The 4293-nt window shown below is 31.2% G+C and carries 5 protein-coding genes; 3 read left to right on the plus strand and 2 right to left on the minus strand.

Going from position 1 to position 4293, the window contains the following annotated elements; genetic code table 11:
* The first annotated feature begins 168 nt into the window (after window positions 1-168).
* From BM227_RS12410 to BM227_RS12420, 3 genes are read left to right on the plus strand one after another with little or no spacing between them, the layout of a single operon-like run.
* Entirely contained in the window at window positions 169-939 is a 771-nt protein-coding gene (locus BM227_RS12410) for a replication/maintenance protein RepL (RefSeq protein ID WP_092914307.1), read from the plus strand.
* Between the two features lies 1 nt (window position 940).
* Window positions 941-1576, plus strand: a complete 636-nt coding sequence (locus BM227_RS12415) for a type II toxin-antitoxin system VapC family toxin (protein WP_092914309.1) — start codon at window positions 941-943, stop codon at window positions 1574-1576.
* A 6-nt stretch (window positions 1577-1582) separates the two neighbouring features.
* Complete coding sequence (locus tag BM227_RS12420) at window positions 1583-1993, plus strand: type II toxin-antitoxin system PemK/MazF family toxin (protein ID WP_092914312.1); 411 nt, start codon at window positions 1583-1585, stop codon at window positions 1991-1993.
* Window positions 1994-2207: 214 nt separating this feature from the next.
* Here the strand turns inward: BM227_RS12420 and BM227_RS12425 are convergent, their stop codons facing one another.
* Window positions 2208-3800: a S8 family peptidase gene (locus BM227_RS12425; protein ID WP_092914314.1), complete on the minus strand. Its 1593-nt coding sequence runs from the start codon at window positions 3798-3800 to the stop codon at window positions 2208-2210.
* 2 nt (window positions 3801-3802) lie between these two features.
* On the minus strand, window positions 3803-4189 hold the full coding sequence (locus BM227_RS12430; RefSeq protein ID WP_092914316.1) for a S8 family serine peptidase: 387 nt from the start codon (window positions 4187-4189) through the stop codon (window positions 3803-3805).
* Window positions 4190-4293 lie beyond the last annotated feature (104 nt).

The raw sequence follows: 4293 nt of genomic DNA on the forward strand, positions 1-4293 counted from the left end.
CATTGACGGCACATCAACGTGTCATTGACATTTTTATATTATTTTTTTGACAAAAAAAGAGCAGAATTTTATTAAACGTGAATTTGTATATTGACATATTTTAAATAAAATGATACAATCGTCAATATATACACTGATAAAAAATAAAAAAAGAGAAAGGATATGTCAATGGCAGATACAACATCATTAGTATATGAGAGAGAAAGAGAAATTGTAGATAATCAGACTGGTGAAGTTTTAAAAACAGAGCAAGATAGAATTATTAAAGTGTCTAAAACGCCAGATTTTGTGATGATGTTTACTGAAAACTTAGGTGCTTTAATGCGTCTAACAAAATCAGAAATTAGCGTATTATCAGTAATTTTGCAGAGATATGTAATGCGTGGTAATGCAGTTGTATTGGATACAAAAATTAGAAAATTAATAGTCGAAGCAGCAGAACTAAAAAGCTTGTCAACATTGAGAACTATTTTATATAACTTGAAAAAGAAACAGATCTTTTTAGAAAATGAAACTGATGGACTTTTGTATATTAATCCTTATTTGTTTGGTAAGGGTAGCTGGAACGAAATTAGAAAACTTAGACAAGAGTTTATTTGGGAATGGGATTTTGAAAAAAATGAGGTTAAACAAATTACTGGAACAGCTGCTACTTATGAGGATGCTGAAGCTATTAAAAATATGCAAATAATAGACGCTAAAGAAGAGAAAAATGGAAACAAAATAGAAAGAACTATATTAGTTGAAGAAGCTGAAGAGGAACAAAAAACAAAAGGCTTAGGCAGACTAAAAGCTATTTTAGAAAAAAAGAAAAATGCAAGCAGTAAAGAAGTAGAACAGAAAATGAAACTAATAGGCATTGCAAATGGAAAAATAGGGGATATAGATGTAAAAGAAGAGTATAGAAAACATCTTGAAGAAAAGTATGGTGAGGCTTAAAATGAAAGTATTTTTTGATGTAAATATGATATGCGATTTACTGGACAATGAAAGAGTTAAAGCACATAAAAGCGTTGAAATATATAAAAAAATTGTTAGCAAAGAGGACGTTGATATATATACGACACATTCAGCAATTGCAACAACTGCTTATATATTTAGAAAAAAGTTTGATACTAAAGAGATAGCAGATAATATTAGTCAAATTTCAACAAGTATAAAAATATTAGATGTTAGCAAAGATGTAATTTTGCAAGCAAAAGATTACATTGATGTGTTTAATATAGATGATTATGAAGATCTCTTATTGCTATTGGCTGTAATTGAAAAAGAGATAGATATTTTTATAACTAACGATAAAGAGTTACTTGAAATTGATAAAAGTATTTTGGAAGAGTTAAATTTAATAATAGCTAGTATTGATGAAGCATATGAAGAATTTTGTGTAGATAGTAAAATAATTTCAAAAGAAGATTTGCAAAGAGCAAAAGAAAAATTCAAACAACAATTTGGGGATGGAATTTTTAATAATTTGACTGATGAAGAAAGAGAATTTATGATAAATATATTAAAAAAGATAGAAACTGAAAATAAAGTTGATGATTTTGATGAAACATCAAAGAGAGGAGAAAAGTAGATAATAATGAATAGCATACATCAATGGCAGGTTATTTTGCTCCACTTTGGAGAGTATCTTGATAAATTTGATACAGAAAGCTCTTATTGCAAAGATGATCTAAAAAATGGTGTTAATATTGGGAGAGAATTTTCAGAACCACATATGGCAATAGTTTTATCTCCAAATGCTTTATGTAAAGGTGATACGGTTTTAGTAGTTCCAATAACTGAATACACAAACGGTGATGAAAGACATTGGGATAAAGTAGTATTGAGAAAATCAAAACATAGTTTTTTGCATAAAGATAGCTCAGTTCATTTATCAGCTATTAGAAATATATCTAAGAAAAGAATTATTAAATCTATACTTTCACATATAAATAAAGATGTAAAGAAAGAGATTAAAGACAAAATATGTAGTATGCTGAGGATTTGATTAAACGTCCCCAAATGGGGGAGATCGGAACAAAGCCGACCAAAAAAATCACCTCTCTATTATAGAGAGAGATCGGAACAAAGCCGACCAAAAAATAAAGTTGTCGATATTATACCAATAAATAAAAAAAAAGTCAAAAATTAAAACATTAAGAAAAAAGGGAATATATTATATCCACCTCTATCAAAAAAGATAGAGGAAGAGCATTAATTTCTTAATTCGCCATCTCTTCAGCCATTTTAATTGCTTTGCCTAAATTTATTTTTCCGTAACCATAATAGTCATTTCTAGTTTTACCTGTGCCATCATCAGCATAATCATATTCACCAACTTTATCAGCAGTTAGTTTTAAAATTTCTTGTACTTGTGCAGCAGTTAGATTAGGGTTGGCTTGCAATATAAGAGTTGCACTTCCTGATACAACAGGAGTAGCTGCTGATGTACCAACAAATCTATCTGCTTCAGTAGAATCTACATAATTTTGTTCATTTACACCATTAGCACCCATTGGATCAAGTGTTGCAATACCATAATAATATCCACCCGGTGCAACAATATCAAGTGTTGAGCCATAATTACTATATGCAGCACGAGTAGAATAGTAACTGGTAGCACCAACTGTAATCACTTCTGGAATGGTTGCGGCACGCTGTGAATCCATCAAAGTCCCATCTTCATATTTAAAAATAGGAATTTCGCTACCATCATTACCTGCTCCAAACACCACAACTGCACCTTTTCCGCTTCTGCCGCTTGTTGTTGATACTTCTTTGATTTTATCAATTACAGCTGAAGATATTCCAAAAAATCTATACCAACTACAATTAATTACATCCGCATTGAATTCAAGGGCTTTGTCAAAAATTGTTATCAATTCGCTATCGCTAAGAGTTGCTCCATATTTAATGAAATATAAATTACTATCAGGAGCTATACCACGGATACCTTTTCCGTTAATTCTTCCACCAATGACACCAGACACAGCAGTTCCATGATGATCCGTTGAGTTTGTTTGATTTACATCAGATAAGCCAGTTGTCACATCCCAAGTGCCTTTTAGTAATAAATCTTCGTGTGTAGTATCAAGCCCATCATCAATAACAACCACATTTATACCTGTGCCTGTATATTTGTCTAAATAGCCATTTGCATGAATACTGCCTTCTTTGTTGTCATCAATATACCACTGTTCTTTTTGCATAGGCTCAAGAGGTTCAATATTGTGTTCAACTAACTCTTCTCTATAATGTTCTAATGCATCATCTTCAACTACTAATGTTTTGCCTATATTTGATAACATATTTTCTATAGTGACATTATCTACATCATCATTTTCAAAATCTAAAGCGTATGTGTCCAAATCATCATGAATGGCTTGTGTAATCTGAATACCATTTGATGAGTTCCCATCTTCATCCAATGATTGAACAAATTGCAAAAATTTTACCACTTTAGAATCAATCAACCCCTCTTCTAATCCAAAAAGTTCAGAAGGGAATAGATATCTTGCTTCAGTTGCAGATGTAATTTCATAATCGCCAAGCTTTACACCACCAATACTAAAAGTAATTGTATTATTGATTGGACAAGTAAAATTTCCATCTATATTGGTTGTGCCTGTTGTGCCATCACTACAAATATATTTTACTCCGCTAATTGGAGCATCAACCAAAGAGCCTGTAACCAATGTAGGTTCGGTAGTTGTTTGAGTAGTTGTACTTGTTGTGGCATCAGAAGAGCCACCGCCACAGCCGACAAGTGATAAAGCTAATAACGCAGAAGTGAAAATTGATGTACTGTTTTTCATTTTTATCTTCCTACCTTTCTAACAAAGTCTGGTTGTGCATATTCAATCTCTTCTTTTTCATGTAGGCGATTTGCAATATCAATAGTTTTTGTTCTATCATTTGCTTTGATTAAATACATATCCTTACTAATAGGTTTTATAATTGAAGCGTTTAGTTCTTTTGCATAACTTTCAAGTGCTTTTATTTCTTTTGTCTTTACGATAATTTGATCGCCTACTCCAACAATACTACCAACCATTAACAATTCATAGCATTTTACGCCTTCTCGTAAAATTTGTTCAGTTTGACAAGGTGTAATATCTATTTTTCTATCTCCAAAATAGAAATAACTGTCTGTTGCAAAACTAAGTTGTGCTACAAGAGCAAGAGTTAATGCTGTTTTTTTCATTATTATTTCTCCAAGTTTAAAATATCTAGTAATTTTACAACAAAATTATTAGCCCATTCCAACCCTAATATTCATTTAATAAGTCCATACTTGATTCTTGTCAT

It is taken from the genome of Hydrogenimonas thermophila, from assembly GCF_900115615.1.
GTDB classification, from domain to species: domain Bacteria; phylum Campylobacterota; class Campylobacteria; order Campylobacterales; family Hydrogenimonadaceae; genus Hydrogenimonas; species Hydrogenimonas thermophila.

What these genes read in the sequence shown, in the direction of transcription:
- BM227_RS12420 (WP_092914312.1), top strand. Translation starts at nt 1,583, where the DNA reads ATGAATAGCATACATCAATGGCAGGTTATTTTGCTCCACTTTGGAGAG.
- BM227_RS12410 (WP_092914307.1), top strand. Translation starts at nt 169, where the DNA reads ATGGCAGATACAACATCATTAGTATATGAGAGAGAAAGAGAAATTGTA.
- BM227_RS12425 (WP_092914314.1), bottom strand. Translation starts at nt 3,800, where the DNA reads ATGAAAAACAGTACATCAATTTTCACTTCTGCGTTATTAGCTTTATCA.
- BM227_RS12430 (WP_092914316.1), bottom strand. Translation starts at nt 4,189, where the DNA reads ATGAAAAAAACAGCATTAACTCTTGCTCTTGTAGCACAACTTAGTTTT.
- BM227_RS12415 (WP_092914309.1), top strand. Translation starts at nt 941, where the DNA reads ATGAAAGTATTTTTTGATGTAAATATGATATGCGATTTACTGGACAAT.